This window comes from Psychrobacter sp. (assembly GCF_041554015.1).
In the GTDB taxonomy this organism is placed as follows: domain Bacteria; phylum Pseudomonadota; class Gammaproteobacteria; order Pseudomonadales; family Moraxellaceae; genus Psychrobacter.
Genome location: NZ_JBFFMS010000029.1, coordinates 1 through 18,056 on the forward strand (window position 1 = coordinate 1; position 18,056 = coordinate 18,056).

Here is an 18,056-nt window from a genome sequence, read left to right on the forward strand (position 1 = left end):
GGCTGTCACAACTTCGGCAAATTGCTTATTGGTTTCAGCATCAAACTTATTCACGCTCTCATTTTCGGCGTTGTACTGCATGTTGGCGATGCCATCCTCTAGCATTGTCACCGTGATGCGATTTCCTTGGTATACCATTTGGAACTCCTTGCTATATAACAAAAGCTACATCTTAAAATTAAAAGTTTTAAAATTAAAGGACATAGCCAGTTATTGTTAGAAAAATGGGTAATAACACCACCAACCTGCCCTTTTATCATAATCAACAACGATGACGTCATCGTGATACTGCTGATAAAAGTTAGTCAGATTAAACAGTGCCGATGTCTTTATTATTCAGCGCTTGTATGACCCAGCGCTTATGTTTTTATAACCATACATTCAATGCTATGTGAATGCTATGTGCCGGTATTCTATTATTACGGTTGTCGCTGTTGACTGATACTTGGTCTGATAGCCGTTTTTTAATTGAACAGTAGGGTGAAACCTTACTTATTCATCATCAGAGCAATTTTACGCCAATTAGTGTAGGGGATTATGCCCCCGACTGTCACAAGCTAATACCATACTCGCAAGTCACTCTTAAATCTACAGCAGCCCTTTACCTGACTCATCATCTGCCTTAAGTGACTGTTTGCATACTAGAATTAGACTGTGGTGATTGATCGCTAAATGCAGCCTCTTATCAAAACATATTCGACCACTAAGTTAAATCAATAATACGTAACGAGGGTTTGTTGCATTATTGCATGGCATTTTTTATATGAAGCTTTTTTGTTCTTGATACCGCACCTTATATTTTTGATATACAAGCTTAAAAAATGTAGTAGCAATCATGCATGTGAGATAAGGAATATAATCTATCATGTTACACTAACGATATTTTTATTATTCACCTGATAGAAGGTTGGGTTATGTCTGTTTCTTCTACGTCGAGCGTTGCTCCTGTTAACTTTATACCTTTTCATAACACAGAGCAGTTTCACCATGAGGTGCGTGCGCAACTGTCGCAAGATATAGAGGTATTGTTTGCTTATGCTGAGCTGCCAAGCCCCCTGCTGGATGCCTGCCGTTATGTCATGACTGGTACTGGCAAATTGGTACGCCCATTATTGGTTGCCAGCGCTTTTTCCAGCACCTATAGCCATAATGACTCTGATAACGCCACTCATCATAAAAACAGCATGGCAAATGGCGATGGTTTAGAAACCTTGCTAGAAAACGACTCAGATTATGATATGTGCCGCCGTGCAGCATTGGCGGTGGAGCTGCTGCATACTTATTCGTTGGTGCACGATGACTTGCCGTGTATGGACGATGACGAGCTACGCCGTGGTCAGCCAACCGCGCATATCGTCTTTGAAGAAGCGACTGCACTGCTCGCAGGTGATGTATTGCAGACGCTGGCTTTTGAAGTACTGACCGCCGAGATGCCAACCTTTGCACCTTTCGATTCAGCTATCACAAGCCAGCTATTCGCCATCTTTGCCCCGCGTGCCCGCCGTATGGTATCGGGTCAAATGCTCGATCTGAATGCTGAAGCCCGTAATGACATCACACAAGATGATTTGGAAGCTATCCACCGTGATAAAACCGGCGCATTAATAGAGGCTGCGATGTTAATGGGCGGTATTTGTGCTGGTGCCACCGCTCCGCAGCGTATGGCTTTACAGGAATGCGCCCAGCATATTGGTCTTGCTTTTCAAGTTCAGGATGATATTTTGGATGTCACCACCAGCACTGATACGCTTGGTAAACCTGCTGGCAGCGATGAAAAGTTAGATAAATCTACTTATGTAAAGTTGATGGGCGTTGAGCAAGCGACCAGCTATGCACAGTCACTATTTAATGACGGGCGCGCAGCCATCAATCGTGAATTTAGTGATCGTGAGCTTGGTGATAGCAAAGATAATGACGCACTGATAGCACTGATTGAATGGCTGTGGGCGCGTAAAAAGTAGCGCTACCAATAACACGTCAAATTTTTAATTAGCAAAAATAGCAAAGGGTGGTCAACATGGACAGTAGCCCGACTCAACGTATTTATCTTGGCACAGGCGGTTATAGCGATACCGACCTACTTGGTACGCTATATCCAACCGGCACCAAAAAAACGGATTTCTTACGCGAATACGCCAAGCAGTATGGCGCGGTCGAGATTAACAGTACCTTTTACGCGCCTATCGGACAAAAAGCCTTTGCTGGCATGGTCGATAAAGCATATGTGCAAGCAGATAGTGAGTTGAAGTTCGCGGTCAAGCTGCACCAAGATTTTACCCATGCGCGTAAAGGCACGAGCGATCACGCGCAAGCTTTCTTGACTGCGCTTACGCCAATTATCGAAGCTAATGCTCTAGCGCCATTATTACTGCAATTCCCCCACGGCTTTGACCGTATTCGTGAGCATCGGCTTTATCTCGCAAACCTCGTCAGTTGGTTTAAGGATTATCCATTAGCGGTCGAGTTTCGTCATAACGGTTGGCATACCCCGCAAGTGGTCGATAGCTTTACCGAGCAAGGCTTGATTTGGTGCAGCGTCGATTATCCAAAAGTCAGCGGTCTACCGCCGTCACGGCTGATATTCACTCAGCGTACTGGCTATCTGCGTATGCATGGTAATAATCTAAACTGGTGGGATGCGATGAGCGCTGCCGACCGTCATGATTATCGCTACTCTGAGGCTGAAATGAACGACTGGGCGCAAGCGATTGCCAATCAGCGTCAGCATTTTGATACGCTCTATATCTTCTTTCAAAACACCGTGAAGGCGCATGCGTATTATAATATTGCGATGTTGCGAGAGGCGTTGGGTAGGTTTGGGTTTGAGGTGTTGTAGGATCTAATCATTTTTATTAAGTTGTTGCAAAGAATGTAGATAATATTCAATCATAACTTTCCGATTATAGATAATGTATTACGCTGCAATGACCTCATCATACAACGAGATTATTTATAGGATATTCCTTCATATGACTAAATGCCCAAACAAAGAAGTTTTTGAGTCATTATCTTCTACATTTGACCGTCTAGAAGAAGCAGCATGGTTCATTCGATTAATGGAAGAAAACTATCACTCTGCTGATAAATTTAGATGGTCTTTATCCTCATTCCTCAGATCTCTCAAAGAAACAATGCAGTTATTAACTATGGAATTGCAAAAAGATAAAACAACTTCTTCTCTTGTAAATCAAAAGAAGGCTGAACTTTCTTCTGATCCGTTAATTAAGTATTTGTATAAGCAACGAGATATAGTTGTTCACAAGTCTATGCTTAAGCCAGCTAGTACAGGCAGTGTTGGTTTTACGAGAGGTCGAGGTATGAAATTAGGAATTGGATTACCAATAAACCCTCTTAGTGATAGCGAAGAAGCAGTAAAAAAGTATATTTACTTTGCTGCGAAAGATGAAGACTTTCTTGGAATTCTTTATAAGGAAGATGATGGAAGTGGTGAATATACTTGCGTTGAGCGCCAATGGCGATTATCAGAATTTCCTGATATAGAGCTTACTCAATTAGCAGCCACTGCATGGGAAAAAATTGCTCAAGCACTTTTTGATGTAGCCGGTACGATGGGGGCTAAATTAGTAAAGCCTACATTTGACCTAGGCAATCCAAACGAAGTATTTTTTGAGATATATAAACCAGAATGGATTAAGGAACAGTTCGACTATTTCAAACACAAAATTAGCCAAATAGAATCTAAGAGTTAATAATGACTTAAACACGTTAATTTAATTATTAATAATTTTAGTTACTATTTTTAACCAAAAAAAAGGACGCCTCTCAGCATCCTTTTTTCAAATCAAATACTAAGTGATTAAAGATTACTCCTCAACACCAGCATCTTGACCTTTATATTTAGCATTTGCGTAGTCCCAGTTCACTAGCTTGTCTAGGAACGTATCAACATAGTCAGGACGACGGTTACGATAATCGATATAGTACGCATGTTCCCATACGTCACAAGTCAATACTGCGATTTGGTCATGTGCAAGTGGTGTATCAGCGTTAGCTGTTTTGGCGATAGACAGTTTGCCACCGACTTTATCAGCGACTAGCCATGCCCAACCTGAACCAAACTGAGTCAATGCTGCGTTTTTGAACTCTTCACGGAACTTGTCATAGCTACCGAAATCTTCTTCGATTTTCGCTTTTAGATCACCAGTAGGTTCGCCGCCGCCATTGTCTGGGGTCATGCAGTTCCAGTAGAACGTATGGTTCCATACCTGCGCTGCTTGGTTAAACATACCTTGCTTGCTGTCATCTTTAGCAGTCGCCATGATGATTTCTGGCAACGTTTTGTCTTCTAGACCAGAGCCTGGTAATAATTCGTTTAGTTTAGTCACGTAGGCATTGTGATGCTTATCATGATGATACTCTAGCGTTTCAGCACTGATGTGTGGCTCTAGTGCATCTTTTGCGTATGGTAGTTCTGGTAGTGTAATCTTTGACATAATTGTTTTATCCTTGCTATTTTTAGCCACTATTTTATGGAAACTGAATTTTACGCTATTTTTAACACGCAAAAAACCCTATAAAATAGCGGACCAAATTGGCTGAGTTTATTGTTTGAAATGAATGTTATCGATTAATACATTGTATTGCTGAACACAGTATCACGTATTATTATGAATCCCAAATTAACTATTATTCTTTTCTTGCTCTTGGCTTAAAAGCCAAACACTTGACTTTATTAACCAGATATTCACAAGCTATAAGATATAATTCACTGTAGCTTGGCTGCTATTATAGCAATAGTGGCGACAAATATCAGTTACCAAATGTTATACAAAGCGTATTGAGTAGCGTTTGCCCATCGCTTATTTACCATAAAAAATACAGCGGAACTAACATCAGTTTTTGTAGCTTCTGCCTGCGTAGGCAGGCTAACATGAGCAAGCAGGAAATATTTATACCAGTTCCATATCAGAATATAATCTCTCTGTTTTATGTAGATCTAACGACACGACGGAATTTCCAATATGAGCGCTACCCGCACATCGCGACCCTTGACCCACTCGACCTCACACCAGCAATGGGTACTCGCCAGCAATAATAAAGGCAAGCTTGCTGAGCTGAGTCGCCTATTTGCTGAAGCTCACTTAGACGTTACTATCATCCCGCAAGGTCAGCTCGATATCGACGATGCGATTGAAGATGGCTTGAGTTTTGTCGAAAACGCCATTATTAAAGCCCATCATGCCAGCCGTATTAGTGGTTTGCCTGCGATTGCCGATGATTCTGGGCTTTGTGTACCAGTATTAGGCAACGCCCCGGGCATCTATTCTGCACGCTATGCAGGTGAGCATGGCAATGATGCCAAAAACAACGCCAAGCTCATCACTGACTTGCAGTGTATACGAGAAGTACGCCCTAATGAGCCGATTAAAGGCATGTTCGTTTGCGTACTCGCCATGGTGCGTCATGCCGATGATCCGCTACCGATTATCGCGCAGGGTTTATGGCATGGTGAGATTTTGGCGGCGCCGTATGGCGATGGCGGCTTTGGTTATGATCCGCTATTTTGGTTGCCAGAGTTGCAAGCGAGCGCAGCAAGCTTAAGCGCTGCTGATAAAAACCGCATCAGCCATCGTGGTCAGGCGATTGCGCAATTATTGGCACAATTGCCATTATAGTCGTATCAAATCAGCCAGCAGCACACGGCAAGGCTTATGAAAATCGTGCGAGTAGCGATGAAAGAGATAATTTTTACTTTAATAATCAGATAGATTATACTGTTCTACTTTTAAAATTTTGTTGAAAGCCGTTATTTGTCTGCATAATTCACCAAAAAGCGGTATTATGCGAGCCATTAATGGTTAATATTGATAGTTGATAGCATCCGTTAAGATTTACCATTTTTTATATCAGCGTCTGGGGCGATTGCTCAAGGCATTGGTGGTAAAATTGCTCAAGGCATTGGTGGTAAAATAGCTGTCACTATCCCCTATTTATTCCAGCGGCAACCAGTAGCATATGCCTATTTGCGGCATGGTTGTCTGTTACTATTTAACCCTAAGTACTGTTCATTTTAAGTACTATTTAATCCTAAAGGTGTAATCAACATGGCTACAGATTTACAAGTCACAACCAACAAGCTATCTAACAAAGAAACTCAGCTAACGGTTAAAGTACCCGTTGAAAAGATTCAAAATAAAGTTGAAGGCCGTATTCGCCAAGTTGCGAAAACTGCCAAGATTGACGGTTTCCGTAAAGGTAACGTCCCTATGTCACATATCCGTTCACAATACGGTGCTGGCATTCAACAAGAAGTCATCAACGACGTGATCCGTGATACCGTTTTTGAAGCAATCAAATCTGAAGACATCCGCGCCGTTGGCATGCCAAACATCGATGACGTCAAACTTGAAGATGATTTCTTGGTTTATCAAGCCACTGTTGAAATCTTCCCAGAAGTTGATGTACAAGGTATCGATGAGATCGAAGTTGAGCGTCACACTGCACAAGTTAGTGAAGAAGACGTTGACACTATGATCGAAAACCTACAAAAGCAACGTGAAGAGTTCGTTGAGAAAAAAGGTAAAGCGGACAAAGGCAATCAAGTAACGTTTGACTTTGAAGGCTCTATCGATGGTGAGAAATTCGAAGGCGGTTCTGCTGAAGACTTTAAACTAGTTATCGGTAGCAACCAGATGATTCCTGGTTTTGAAGCGGGTATCAAAGGCATGAAAGCTGGCGAAGAGAAAGTAATCGACGTTACTTTCCCAGAAGATTACCAAGCTGAAAACTTAGCGGGTAAAGAAGCACAGTTCAAAATCAACGTAAAATTGGTTGAAAAATCTAAGCTTCCAGAAATCAATGAAGAGTTCCTTGAGCTGTTCGGTGTTAAAGAAGGCGGCGTTGAAAAACTAAAAGAAGACGTACGCAAAAACATGGAACGCGAAATCAAGAACGCTGCGCGTAGCCAAGTTAAGCAAGCGACTTTTGATGCCCTACTAGAAAAGAATGAGTTTGACGTACCAAACGCTATGCTAGAGCAAGAAATCGATCGTCAGCGCAACATGATGATGCAACGTTTTTCTCAGCAGTTCGGCGCCAATGCTGATAGCTTTGATAAAGACATGCTGCCAAATGAGCTGTTCGAAGAACAAGCGCTACGTGCTGCCCGTCTTGGCATCATCGTTGCTCGCGTTATCGACACCAAAGGCTTAGAAGTCGATCAAGAGCGTGTTGAAAGCTTTATCAAAGAAGCCGCTGAAAACTACGAAGATCCAAGTGAAGTCATCGAGTACTACACCAATGACAAACAGCAGCGCGCTAACATTGAGTCTGTGGTTTTAGAAGATCAAGTGGTTGATTACTTGATTGGTCAAGGTAAAGTCACTGACAAAGAAGTCAGCTACCAAGATTTGTTAGCTGCTCAGCAACAACAGCAAGCGATGTAATCTAGCAAGCCCTTTGCCAGCTATTGGCACTGATTGTTAAGATTAAAAAAATGCCCTGACATCCGTGTTAGGGCATTTTTACTGGTGGCTTATATGCTATCTTTATCAATAGATTATAGACAGTGCCCTTGATAAGTGCGCACAAACGCCCTATTAATAGAAAGTCCCTTATGCTCTTAGTAGAAAGTCATTTTTCACATGAAAAAATTACTATTTACAGGATAAAAAAGTTACCATTGTCTCAATTATTTTAAGTAAATAGCCTTTATTATCATTATGAATCAGCTATTGACACGAACCCGTCTCATTTAGCGTAATAGGTTTTCTTATAAACCGACAATGTTTACAATGATAAACACCAATAAAAATTTAACGATTTTCTACCTTCTATCTTTATAAACAGGATATTTTTATGACAGATTATGATCGCATCACTGCCAACCCGCATTTTGATATGCTGATGAGTGCACACAATACCGCCCAAAGCGCACAATATAACCAAAGCGCGCCCCAAGCGGCATTGGTTCCGATGGTAGTTGAGCAATCAGCGCGCGGTGAACGCTCGTTTGATATTTTCTCGCGTCTATTGCGTGAGCGCGTTATCTTTTTGACCGGTCAAGTTGAAGACCATATGGCCAATCTTATTGTGGCGCAGCTGCTATTTTTGGAAGCGGAAAACCCTGATAAAGACATCCATTTATATATCAACTCACCAGGCGGCTCAGTCAGTGCTGGTTTGGCCATTTTTGATACCATGAACTTTATCAAACCTGAAGTATCAACCATTTGTATGGGCGGCGCTTATAGTATGGGTTCGTTCTTGCTTGCTGCTGGCGAAAAGGGCAAACGTTATGCGCTAGCTAATGCTCGCGTTATGATCCATCAGCCGTCAGGTGGCGCGCAAGGTCAGGCAACCGATATCGAAATTAATGCCCGTGAGATTCTAAAAACTCGTGCGCGTTTGAACGAGATTTTGGCTGAGCGTACCGGTCAACCAGTTGAAAAAATCGAAAAAGACGTTGAGCGTGATTATTGGTTAGATGCCCGCGAGGCCAAAGAATACGGTTTGGTTGATGAAGTATTAGAGCGTCGCCCAACTTCTCTATGAAAGCCTTAATAGCAGACGTTTAAAAGACTTTAAAACATCAGATGCCCAAGCGCGATAGGGTAAGAGAAAATATATTGAGTGCCCTGCGCCTTTGCATCGATGTCCATAATCAGACTATTGAGCAGTATAAAATTTTAGGAGTGCCTGTATATGGCAGAAGATAACACCCCGCAGTGCTCGTTTTGCGGCAAAGAGAAAAGCGAAGTAAAGCAGCTGATTGCTGCTGATGATGCCAATATCTGTAATGAATGTATTGAGCTATGTACCGATCTGATTGCTGATAGTGACGAACATGGTGATGACGATAGCGATATTGATACCTCTTGGGTCAATAAAAAGCTGCCAACGCCAAAAGAGCTACGTGCTAAGCTTGATGACTATGTCATCGGACAAGACGCGGCCAAAAAAGCCTTGGCGGTTGCCGTTTATAACCATTACAAGCGTTTAAAGGTTAGCCAAATCTTAGCCAGTGACAGCAAAAAAGCCAAAATCGGCGCTGATGATGCCATGGTTGAATTGGCAAAGAGTAACATCTTGCTAATCGGTCCAACCGGTTCTGGTAAGACTTTACTGGCGCAAACTTTAGCGCGCTTGCTTGATGTGCCATTTGCCATGGCAGATGCCACGACTCTAACTGAAGCTGGTTATGTCGGTGAAGATGTTGAAAACATCGTACAAAAGCTACTACAAGCATCGGATTATGATGTGAGTAAAGCTGAGCAAGGCATTATCTATATCGATGAGATAGATAAAATCAGTAAAAAAGGCGACAACCCATCTATCACCCGTGATGTGTCAGGCGAAGGTGTGCAGCAGGCGTTGCTGAAGCTTATCGAAGGTACGGTTGCCGCTATCCCGCCGCATGGTGGTCGTAAGCATCCGCAGCAAGAGCTTATTCAAGTCGATACCAGCAATATCTTGATTATAGTTGGTGGCGCGTTTGCTGGTCTTGATAAAGTCATTCAGCAGCGTACAGAAAAAACAGGTATTGGCTTCAATGCTGATGTCAGCTCAAAAGATGACAGCCGTCGCAGCTCTGACCTACTTCAGCAAGTAGAGCCTGAAGATTTGATTAAATTTGGTCTGATCCCAGAGCTGATTGGTCGTCTTCCAGTACTTGCTGCGCTAGAGGAGCTTGATGAAGCAGCCTTGGTACAGATTCTTACTGAGCCTAAAAACGCTTTAGTTAAGCAGTATAAGTATCTCTTTGATATGGAAGGCGCTGAGATTAGCTTTACCAAAGAAGCGCTTGATGCGATCGCCAAAAAAGCCATGACCCGTAAGACGGGTGCTCGTGGTCTACGCTCTATCGTTGAAAACGCTTTACTTGAAACCATGTACGAGTTGCCGTCTATGGAAAACGCTAAGACCGTACTCGTTGATGAGCAAGTGATTAACGAAGGTAAAACGCCTGAAATTGCCTAACGGCTCAGTTAACGTATATCAGTTAACATATAGCTATTTATACTAAAAGCGCTCAAACATACTTTATGTTTGAGCGCTTTTTTATGGCTATCTAAAGTCCAATATAAAGGATTGAGAAACTCAGTAATAATTTCAATTTTAGAACACTTTACGTATTTGTATTTGATACAATAATGTTACTAGCAACCTACCGTTTTATTTTTCTCAGTTCTTAGTATTTATTTCTAAATATTAAGAACTGAGAAATAAGTTTTTAAGCGCTAAAGTTAGACTGCTAAGCACCAAAAATTGGCTTAGAAACGCTAGATTGCCTGTTATTTTTATGCGGTGCTTTTTATGCCGTTTTAAGCCCTACTCTTATCTTGTTTTTGCTTAGCTTTTTACTGCCACAAAATATCAATTCAGTTCTACCATGATGGCAACTAAATTAGCATATAAATTCAGATTTCTATATTATTTTTTCAAATAAGGATATTCCTATGAAAATGCTCCCATATCCTAAAAATTCTTTTTTGATAGCCACTATGCTTGCCATAAGCGCTGCGGGCTTTACTGGTTGTAGCGATAAAGCAGAAACCAAAGCCGTTGACCGCGTTGAAGAAGCGGCAGCATTGGCACGCGTAAAAGATCTTGAAGCACGCGCTGACATGCTTAAAAGTAACATGCCAGCTGCCAATGACATGACTGCGACCGCAGGTGGTAAGCCGACTATCAAGATGCCAGATGAATCTACGATTCCAGATGATGAGTTTGGCGCTGCTGTGCGTCGCGGCTTACAAATCGCTAATCACACTTATAAAGAGCTGCCAAACAACGTTGGTAATCAGCTTAACTGTACCAGTTGTCACCTTGGCAACGGATCAGAGGCTTACGCCGCACCTTGGAACAATATGCCCAGTGTCTATCCCATCTATCGTACGCGCGCCGGTCGCGTCAATACGATACAAGAGCGTATTAACGGCTGTTTTGAGCGTTCGATGAATGGTAAAGCACTGGAGCTAAATTCTGATGACATGAATGCCATGGTCTCTTATATGAGCTGGTTGTCACAAGACATGCCATTTGGCGTATCGCCTGAAGGTCGCGGCTTTGTCAAAGTCGATAAAAACCTTGAGCCAAATACCGATAATGGTAAAAAGCTCTTTGCAGAGAAGTGTAGCGTTTGTCACGGTGCTACTGGTGAAGGTCAGTATAACGATGATGGTACCTACATCTACCCTGCTGTCGCTGGCGAAAAGTCGTTCAATGATGGTGCTGGTATGGCGCGCACCTATACCGCTGCTGCCTTTATCAAAGGCAAAATGCCCTTCGGTCAAGGCAACACCTTAACTGACCAAGAAGCGGTCGATATTGCGGCTTATTTTACCCACTTGCCACGACCGGTAAAAGCCAATAAAGATAAGGATTGGCCAAACGGTGATGCCCCAAAAGACGTACGTCGTTAGTGTAAAAAATGATAAGTGATAGAGAACCAAAAGCCCAGCTAAAATAGCTGGGCTTTTTGAGATAGACCATAAGATTCATACTAAAATTTAGTTTAAGGCAGTTTCATATCGCCATCAACCAACCAACCAAATCGTCGCATTATATAAGCCACAGTGCCAGCAATCACGGCTGGTAATACAAACATCAATAATACAATCGCCGTCCATAACTGACCGGTACTCATCATCTCTTTCGATGCATCAATCACACCAAAGACACCCACCAATCCTGCGGTGCCCATACCCGCGCCGGTCGCCGTACACGCCAAACCAAAACCGACAGTTGCGATAGGACCAACGATGGCGCTTGCTATGACAGCAGGTAATAAAATCATGGGCTTTTTGAGTACATTAGGAATTTGCAGCATACTGGTACCCAAACCCTGTGATATCACGCCGCTAATCCCATTATCTTTGAAACTTGCGACAGCAAAGCCAATCATATGCGCCGCGCAGCCAACTACCGCCGCCCCGCCTGCAACTCCGCCAAGCCCAATAGCAATACAAATCGCCGCACTCGATGTCGGCATCGTCAATAATATACCGACCACGACAGCGATTACGATACCCATCAATAATGGCTGCAAGGTAGTTGCTGCTTGAATACCCTGACCGATGGCATTGACCGCCGCAACGACAGGAGGATTTAGTAGTGCACATATAGCCAATGCCACTGCACAGACTACCAACGGCACTAGTAAAATATCAAGCTTAGTTTTACCAGCCACCCATGTACCAGCACGATAAGCAAAAACTGACGCCAAGTATGCACCGATTGGATTGCCTGGCAGCGCAGCAAAGGTTGCCGGACCTGCTTCTTGCGCCATAAACAAATTACCCGCCATCAATGCTTCAGAGTGAGCACCAAGCATACCGGCGACCAAGCAGCTTAGCATCACCAAAGTTGGCGCTTTTAGATAATAAGCAATGCCAACACCGATGCCCGCGCCCATGAGCACAGATGCCAACTTACCGACGGCAATGAGCGCTGGCAGATTTAGCCAACCGCCGATTTGCGAGATAATCAAACCAGCTATTAGGGTGACAAATAGCCCTAATGCCATCCCAGTAAATGCATCGATAAAGTATTTTTGGAAAAATGCTTTAAAAGGGCTTGTAGTGGTTACTGCTGAATCAGATACCGTCATAGCGATACTCTCGGTTAGTGTGGCAATAGAAATGAGATTAAAAAAGCTTAATATAGTGGATTGATCTTAAAAACATACAGTGTAATTAGCAAAAAAAATGTATAAAAAAAGCGTCATAGTGACGCTTTTTTATAAAAAGTGATTCAATTTACGTTTAACGACGCTGTTCAACAATAATAGAATCGATACCATTATTTTGTAAGCGCTGCTGAGCGGTAGCTACCGCTTGGCGACTATTCATTGGGCGTGATATCACCTGATAGATAGGCAAGCCATTACCGGTCGTACTTTTTACCACTTTTGCATCGACACCTGCCATCAGTACTTGTGCACGGCGACGGTCGGCTTCATCAGCATCACCAAAGCTGTTAATTTGCAAAATATAAGTGGCAGGTTTGGCAGCCTGAATGGTTGCAGTACCAGCGTTGGGCTTGCTTGCACTTGTCCCTGTATTACTCGTCGCTGGCGTGCCGTCATAGGTTGCATCTTCTTCAACGATGACAATGTCATCATTGCCTGTAACCGCGCCAGTATTTGGCTCACTGTTAGTGCTTTCAGAGACACTACCCGCATCTTCATTACTACTGGACGCTGTACCGTCAGTCTGATTGACGATCACATCCGGTTCAAACTCTGTGATTTGACCCAGTTGATCGCCATCAGCCTCGCCAAACTCTTCATCAGGGACGGTTGCCATTTCTTGATTGGGCAAAATATCATAAAACTCATAGTCACCATTGTCGGCATCAGGGTCCACTCTTTGCTGGATTTGCTTATTTGGATCTGCAGCACTGTCAGCGGGACTAAAATTAAACCATGGTGACAGATATAAGAACACCCCAATCATCAGGGTCAATATAGCGCCAACGAACATCCATAATAAGCCTGACGCACTACTTGTTTTGCGCTTTTCAGTGGCACCTCTTGGTTTTTTGGCTAACATGGATCGCATTCTCCCTACTGAATCTATCTGTCATTATCGAATTATTACTGTCAGTTGCCAGCTGTATCTTACATGCTAGACGGTGCAGACAGCCCTAATAAACCAAGCCCGTTACTAATGACTTGGCGTACGGCTTTAGATAAACGTAAACGTGCTTGCATCATCGCCATCTCGTCTGCACTTGGCGTCTCACCTGACGTCAAGCTCACTGGCAAGATACGATTGCTATCGTACCAACCATGAAATAACGCTGCCAACTCTTTTAAATAGTTCGTCAAGATATGCGGCTCATAACCTGTCGCTGAGCGTAGCAAGGTTGCAGGATAAGCAGCCAGTAGCTTAATCAGCTCCTCTTCGCTCGGCGCGGTCAATAACTCTTGCTGAGCTGCACCCATCGCATCATTTACCTCTAGACCGCTTGCTTGTAGTTTTTCTAATACGCGGCAAACGCGGGCATGGGCATATTGGATGTAATATACCAAGTTGTCTTTACTTTGCGATTTGGCAAGTTCTAAGTCAAAATCAACGTGTACTTCAGGCTTACGGGCAACATAGTAAAAACGCGCGGCATCGTTGCCAACTTCATGACGTAGCTCACGTAAGGTGACAAATTTACCAGAGCGTGATGACATTTGTACTTTTTCATCGCCGCGCCATAATGCCACAAACTGCACCAACACCACATCCAGACGCTCAGCGTCGATACCTAATGCGAGCAACGCCGCTTTTACGCGTGGTACATAACCATGATGGTCAGCGCCCCAAACGTTAACGACCTTATCAAAACCACGATCAAATTTATTTTTATGGTAAGCAATATCAGAGGCAAAATAGGTGCTTTGACCATTAGCGCGGCGTACCACACGGTCTTTTTCATCACCAAAATCTGTTGATCTAAACCAGATATTGCCCTCTTTTTCGTAGAGATAGCCTTTGTCTTCTAGACTCTGTAATACAGGCTCAATTTCACTATCGATAGATCTTTCGCTAAACCAGCATTCATAGCTCACACCAAAGTCATTTAAATCGTCTTTGATATCGGCCAAAATACTGCTCAATGCAGCATTTAGGAACAGCTCATAGTCTTGACCCAGTAACGCCTTACTGTTGGCAATCAGCCCATCGATATGCGCCTCTTTATCACCTGATAGCAGTACCTTTTCGCCAGCAGCAGTGATTTCAAACTGCGCATCTGCTGGTACGTCTTTGGCAATGTCTGCAAAATGATGTACGTAGCTGTCAGCGTGCTGGGTTTTTAGTGTCTGAGCAATCTCACTGACATAATCGCCTTGATACCCATTGACTGGGAAAGTAATGGTCTCACCATTGATTTCTAAATAGCGCAAATAAGTACTGGTCGCTAAGATATCCATCTGGCGACCGGCATCGTTGACATAGTACTCGCGTGTCACATCATAACCGATAGCTTCAAGCAAGTTTGATACGCTCATACCAAATGCAGCGCCGCGACCGTGACCGACGTGCAAGCTAGAAGTTGGGTTAGCGGAGACAAATTCAACCTGTATTTTTTGCCCATCAAACTGCTTAGTTAAACCAAAGCGCTCTTGTAAAGTAAAGATATCATCTAAAACAGCAAATTTTGCTTCGCTATTTAAAAAGACGTTGATAAAGCCAGGACCGGCGATTTCTACTTGGCGAATATCTTGATTTTCAGGCAAAGCATGAACGATTTTTTCAGCCACTTGGCGTGGATTTGCTTTGGCGGCTTTAGCGGCCGTCAGGGCGATATTGCTGGCAAAATCGCCATGGCTGGTATCTTTGGTACGCGTAATTTGGCTATTGTTTTGCCAATCAGCCGGTAATTCGCCGTCATTTTTGAGGACTTCAATCGCACTGTCAAACAGTGAGGTAAGCGTATCGATTTGGGCTTGTGACATAGGACTATAAACTCAGATAAATAAACAATAAAAATGGTGGGATATAAACTAATGCTAAAAGATAAGTAACCTATAAATATAACAACCTTTACGTGCTATTGCACTATTTGAGCCAAAAATAGCCATAAAATGCCGTTTGTAGCAAGGTGCTAGCGCTTATCTAGGATGTATTTGGCATTTAAGGGCTATTATAAGTGGCAGAGGGCAGATAAGTCAGGGCTATTGTAGCGTTCCTGTTTCCTAAGGTCAGTGATATATTCATCCCTACTCTGTTCCACGTTATAATAACGCCATTTATTGGCCACCTTCTCTAGATATCGTGCCGCGCCAATACTTATTCAACTATTTATAAGTATTGCACTCAGAAGTCATAAAAATAGCGAACAGAGAACGTGGTACTTTTTGACTCTATCTACAGGATAAAATTATGTTTGCTATTGCTGCCAGTACCGTTACCAGTTGGGGGCTTTATATCTTATTGCCCATCTTTATTGCTTTTTTATTCTTTATCATCTGGGACCTATCAAAACAGTCTGAAGCAGGTCGCGCTGGTACGTTTTGGATGTTTTTAGCACTTGGTGCTGGCTTTATCGGCTTTATCTTAAAAATACTGCTGGAAATGGCATTTACACGGTGGTTTATCTAAACCATATTAACAACGTCTTACTTTGCGACTTATTTTTTGGCAATCAAAGTCGCACGCATCGGCGCAGGATAGCCTTCAAGCGTTTTACTAGGATCATTAGGATCTAAGAAATCTGCTAGCGAATGATAAGTCATCCAGTCCGTTTTACGTTGTTCCTCAATCGAGGTGACTGCCACATCGACGCAGCGCACCTCCGTAAATCCCGCTTTTTCTAGCCAGCCGGTCAATGCCGCGACGGATGGTAAAAAATACACGTTATTCATCTGCGCATAGCGGTCGTGTGGCACCAGTACCGTATTGGCATCGCCTTCGATAACCAAGGTTTCAAGCACCAACTCACCGCCTTTGACCAGCTGTCCTTTTAGCTGTTGTAAATGCTCAAACGGCGATTGGCGATGATAGAGCACCCCCATGCTAAATACGGTATCAAATAACTGGCTATGCTCAGGTAAGGCTTCAAGCGGTACGGGGATATAATGCGTTTTATATCTATCAGCAGCCCCGACAAAATGCCGAATCGCCATAAACTGATGATAAAACAAGCAAGACGGATCAATGATAATGACCGTATTCGCGCCAGCGCCTGCCATACGCCAGCCATGATAGCCAGAACCACCGCCCACATCTAGAACGCGACGACCTTTTAGAGGGCTTAAATGCGGTGCAACCCGCTGCCATTTCCAATCACTGTGCCATTCAGTATCGATAAAAATTGGCGCGGCTTGATCATCTTCACTCTGTGCAGTCCCGATTTGAAAAGGTCCTTTACGCCACGGCATCAGCTGCTTTAATAATGCCGTTGTTTGTTTGTGCTGAGACTCACTAAGATTTGCCTCAATCGTCAGAACATCGCTGTTTAGAGCGACATTATTGACCGTTAACCTCGGTAAACGAGCGACTGATGCTTGATAAGCGGGTGCATGCGCGTAGTTGGCTTTGTCCTTGATAGCATTTAACCATGTTGGTAAGCGCGTAAGCCACTCATAAGCGCTCGGCTGCTGCTGGGCTAACTCTAACAAGGTTAAATACAATTCGCGTTCGGCGTGAATGATGGTGTCGTTAAGCATAAAAGCGGATTACCGTATAAATCAGAAAATAGGAGGTTGTTCAGTTTTAGGAATTTAACCGTTATTTAAACGCCACAATAGAGACAAAGTTTAAAAACTGAAACCACGTCAGATGACGCTCAAAACCAACTTGCGCCAGACGCGTATGATGCTCATCTAAAGTATCAGTAATCAAAACATTTTCTAACGCGTTACGCTTGCCACTGATTTCCATCTCGGTATAACCATTAGCACGTTTAAAATCATAATAACGCTCAACCAACCACGCATCATATTGCTCATCAAAAGCATGGGTCTTTTCAGTTAGTACCAGTATGCCGCCCTCGCTTAATGCCGCATAAATTTTCTCTAATACTGCGACTCTATCGTTGGCGGGCAAAAACTGTAAGGTTAAGTTTAAAATTACCATATCGCATGGCTCAAGCTCTTCATCGCGAATATCGGCCGTAATCACTTCAATATTATGCGCAGGATAATTATCATTAAGTAAAGTAGTCGCTTCGGTGGTCATCGCAGGTGAGATGTCAATCGCTTTAATCTGTAAGTCTTGCGGCTCAAATTCACCCGCCAGTGCCATGCTTGCCGCGCCAAGTGAGCAGCCCAAATCATAAACGCGACTGACACGCTGACCACTCTCACTCTGCTGACGGTACTTACAATGACGCCGAGCAAAGATAGGTAGCATCGCCAGTACCTGACCATAACCTGGCACACTACGACGAATCATATCTGGAAAACACGCCACTACTTGCTCATCAAAAGAGAAGCGCGCCGCCTTATCAAGTGGCGTGGTAAATAGGGTGTCATGTTTAACAACAGCAGGCTTAGATTGACTCATGGTACGACTCATTGTGTGATAATAGAACGTAAATTAGAAGATAATTGATGGTCTTGCTCGTCATTATTAGCTGCAAGCGCCGCAACGTAGCAA

The 18,056-nt window shown here is 43.3% G+C and carries 15 protein-coding genes; 9 read left to right on the forward strand and 6 right to left on the reverse strand.

Annotated elements, in window-relative coordinates:
• The first annotated feature begins 914 nt into the window (after nt 1–914).
• The 3 genes from ABYU67_RS08460 (at nt 915) to ABYU67_RS08470 (ending at nt 3,710) form a co-directional block, all read left to right on the forward strand.
• Nucleotides 915–1,961 carry a polyprenyl synthetase family protein gene (locus ABYU67_RS08460; protein ID WP_372844563.1) on the forward strand — a complete coding sequence of 349 codons (1,047 nt, stop codon included), beginning with the start codon at nt 915–917 and terminating at the stop codon, nt 1,959–1,961.
• A gap of 56 nt (nt 1,962–2,017) precedes the next feature.
• Nucleotides 2,018–2,836 carry a DUF72 domain-containing protein gene (locus ABYU67_RS08465; protein WP_372844564.1) on the forward strand — a complete coding sequence of 273 codons (819 nt, stop codon included), beginning with the start codon at nt 2,018–2,020 and terminating at the stop codon, nt 2,834–2,836.
• A 133-nt stretch (nt 2,837–2,969) separates the two neighbouring features.
• Complete coding sequence (locus tag ABYU67_RS08470) at nt 2,970–3,710, forward strand: hypothetical protein (protein WP_372844565.1); 741 nt, start codon at nt 2,970–2,972, stop codon at nt 3,708–3,710.
• 114 nt (nt 3,711–3,824) lie between these two features.
• Here the strand turns inward: ABYU67_RS08470 and ABYU67_RS08475 are convergent, their stop codons facing one another.
• Nucleotides 3,825–4,454: a superoxide dismutase gene (locus ABYU67_RS08475; protein ID WP_372844566.1), complete on the reverse strand. Its 630-nt coding sequence runs from the start codon at nt 4,452–4,454 to the stop codon at nt 3,825–3,827.
• A 528-nt stretch (nt 4,455–4,982) separates the two neighbouring features.
• Here ABYU67_RS08475 and rdgB point away from each other — a divergent pair.
• The 5 genes from rdgB to ABYU67_RS08500 all read left to right on the forward strand — a co-directional run bounded on the left by rdgB (nt 4,983) and on the right by ABYU67_RS08500 (nt 11,384).
• On the forward strand, nt 4,983–5,636 hold the full coding sequence (gene rdgB, locus ABYU67_RS08480) for an RdgB/HAM1 family non-canonical purine NTP pyrophosphatase (protein ID WP_372844567.1): 654 nt from the start codon (nt 4,983–4,985) through the stop codon (nt 5,634–5,636).
• Nucleotides 5,637–6,065: 429 nt separating this feature from the next.
• Nucleotides 6,066–7,406: a trigger factor gene (gene tig / locus ABYU67_RS08485; RefSeq protein WP_372844568.1), complete on the forward strand. Its 1,341-nt coding sequence runs from the start codon at nt 6,066–6,068 to the stop codon at nt 7,404–7,406.
• A gap of 412 nt (nt 7,407–7,818) precedes the next feature.
• On the forward strand, nt 7,819–8,514 hold the full coding sequence (clpP, locus tag ABYU67_RS08490; protein WP_372844569.1) for an ATP-dependent Clp endopeptidase proteolytic subunit ClpP: 696 nt from the start codon (nt 7,819–7,821) through the stop codon (nt 8,512–8,514).
• A 150-nt stretch (nt 8,515–8,664) separates the two neighbouring features.
• On the forward strand, nt 8,665–9,939 hold the full coding sequence (clpX, locus tag ABYU67_RS08495; protein ID WP_372844570.1) for an ATP-dependent protease ATP-binding subunit ClpX: 1,275 nt from the start codon (nt 8,665–8,667) through the stop codon (nt 9,937–9,939).
• A gap of 479 nt (nt 9,940–10,418) precedes the next feature.
• On the forward strand, nt 10,419–11,384 hold the full coding sequence (locus ABYU67_RS08500) for a c-type cytochrome (protein ID WP_372844571.1): 966 nt from the start codon (nt 10,419–10,421) through the stop codon (nt 11,382–11,384).
• Nucleotides 11,385–11,476: 92 nt separating this feature from the next.
• Here ABYU67_RS08500 and ABYU67_RS08505 read toward each other — a convergent pair whose 3' ends face one another.
• From ABYU67_RS08505 to argS, 3 genes are all read right to left on the reverse strand, one after another.
• Complete coding sequence (locus ABYU67_RS08505) at nt 11,477–12,571, reverse strand: PTS transporter subunit IIC (RefSeq protein ID WP_372844572.1); 1,095 nt, start codon at nt 12,569–12,571, stop codon at nt 11,477–11,479.
• 154 nt (nt 12,572–12,725) lie between these two features.
• A complete protein-coding gene (locus ABYU67_RS08510) occupies nt 12,726–13,514 on the reverse strand; it encodes an SPOR domain-containing protein (RefSeq protein ID WP_372844573.1) in 789 nt (262 codons plus the stop codon).
• A 68-nt stretch (nt 13,515–13,582) separates the two neighbouring features.
• Nucleotides 13,583–15,412, reverse strand: a complete 1,830-nt coding sequence (gene argS, locus ABYU67_RS08515) for an arginine--tRNA ligase (RefSeq protein WP_372844574.1) — start codon at nt 15,410–15,412, stop codon at nt 13,583–13,585.
• A gap of 427 nt (nt 15,413–15,839) precedes the next feature.
• Here argS and ABYU67_RS08520 point away from each other — a divergent pair, with 427 nt between their 5' ends.
• A complete protein-coding gene (locus tag ABYU67_RS08520) occupies nt 15,840–16,058 on the forward strand; it encodes a DUF2788 domain-containing protein (protein WP_372844575.1) in 219 nt (72 codons plus the stop codon).
• 29 nt (nt 16,059–16,087) lie between these two features.
• On the opposite strand, the gene cmoB is transcribed toward ABYU67_RS08520, so the two are convergent.
• Both cmoB and cmoA read right to left on the reverse strand, forming a co-directional pair.
• Nucleotides 16,088–17,125: a tRNA 5-methoxyuridine(34)/uridine 5-oxyacetic acid(34) synthase CmoB gene (gene cmoB / locus ABYU67_RS08525; RefSeq protein ID WP_372844576.1), complete on the reverse strand. Its 1,038-nt coding sequence runs from the start codon at nt 17,123–17,125 to the stop codon at nt 16,088–16,090.
• 61 nt (nt 17,126–17,186) lie between these two features.
• On the reverse strand, nt 17,187–17,975 hold the full coding sequence (gene cmoA / locus ABYU67_RS08530; protein ID WP_372844577.1) for a carboxy-S-adenosyl-L-methionine synthase CmoA: 789 nt from the start codon (nt 17,973–17,975) through the stop codon (nt 17,187–17,189).
• Between the last annotated feature and the right edge of the window lie 81 nt (nt 17,976–18,056).

Bases quoted from the DNA above. Each gene is read 5' to 3' on its own strand.
- cmoB (WP_372844576.1), bottom strand. From the start codon at position 17,125: ATGCTTAACGACACCATCATTCACGCCGAACGCGAATTGTATTTAACC.
- ABYU67_RS08475 (WP_372844566.1), bottom strand. From the start codon at position 4,454: ATGTCAAAGATTACACTACCAGAACTACCATACGCAAAAGATGCACTA.
- ABYU67_RS08470 (WP_372844565.1), top strand. From the start codon at position 2,970: ATGACTAAATGCCCAAACAAAGAAGTTTTTGAGTCATTATCTTCTACA.
- ABYU67_RS08510 (WP_372844573.1), bottom strand. From the start codon at position 13,514: ATGTTAGCCAAAAAACCAAGAGGTGCCACTGAAAAGCGCAAAACAAGT.
- ABYU67_RS08505 (WP_372844572.1), bottom strand. From the start codon at position 12,571: ATGACGGTATCTGATTCAGCAGTAACCACTACAAGCCCTTTTAAAGCA.
- ABYU67_RS08520 (WP_372844575.1), top strand. From the start codon at position 15,840: ATGTTTGCTATTGCTGCCAGTACCGTTACCAGTTGGGGGCTTTATATC.
- tig (WP_372844568.1), top strand. From the start codon at position 6,066: ATGGCTACAGATTTACAAGTCACAACCAACAAGCTATCTAACAAAGAA.
- rdgB (WP_372844567.1), top strand. From the start codon at position 4,983: ATGAGCGCTACCCGCACATCGCGACCCTTGACCCACTCGACCTCACAC.
- clpP (WP_372844569.1), top strand. From the start codon at position 7,819: ATGACAGATTATGATCGCATCACTGCCAACCCGCATTTTGATATGCTG.
- ABYU67_RS08465 (WP_372844564.1), top strand. From the start codon at position 2,018: ATGGACAGTAGCCCGACTCAACGTATTTATCTTGGCACAGGCGGTTAT.
- ABYU67_RS08460 (WP_372844563.1), top strand. From the start codon at position 915: ATGTCTGTTTCTTCTACGTCGAGCGTTGCTCCTGTTAACTTTATACCT.
- ABYU67_RS08500 (WP_372844571.1), top strand. From the start codon at position 10,419: ATGAAAATGCTCCCATATCCTAAAAATTCTTTTTTGATAGCCACTATG.
- argS (WP_372844574.1), bottom strand. From the start codon at position 15,412: ATGTCACAAGCCCAAATCGATACGCTTACCTCACTGTTTGACAGTGCG.
- cmoA (WP_372844577.1), bottom strand. From the start codon at position 17,975: ATGAGTCGTACCATGAGTCAATCTAAGCCTGCTGTTGTTAAACATGAC.
- clpX (WP_372844570.1), top strand. From the start codon at position 8,665: ATGGCAGAAGATAACACCCCGCAGTGCTCGTTTTGCGGCAAAGAGAAA.